The following is a 275-nucleotide window of genomic DNA, read 5'->3' on the forward strand; positions in this document are numbered from 1 at the left end:
CCGTATAGCAGTTACACCAGCGAACAGATATTCGATACTGATGATTATATTGTCTATCTGACCGAAACCGGCACTAAAAATGTGCTCTACACCACAGGTAGCATGAGTTTAACCTCCGAAACCGCCTATAAACTAATTATTCGTAACAGTTTTGGTGCAGGTGATATTAACGTCACTATCGACAGCATTGACTCAACTACAACGCCAGTCACTTACGCCGCGTTAGAGGCAACTGCCGATTACCGGGTGTTTAATGGTTTAGAAACGCAAAGCAT

At 43.3% G+C, this 275-nt stretch carries 1 protein-coding gene; it reads left to right on the plus strand.

From position 1 onward, the window contains the following. Positions 1-275 (plus strand): hypothetical protein (locus AAEY88_RS13475; RefSeq protein ID WP_350563199.1); only part of this gene is annotated, 275 nt, incomplete at both ends.

It is taken from the genome of Psychrobacter sp. CAL346-MNA-CIBAN-0220 (assembly GCF_040309805.1).
GTDB lineage: Bacteria > Pseudomonadota > Gammaproteobacteria > Pseudomonadales > Moraxellaceae > Psychrobacter.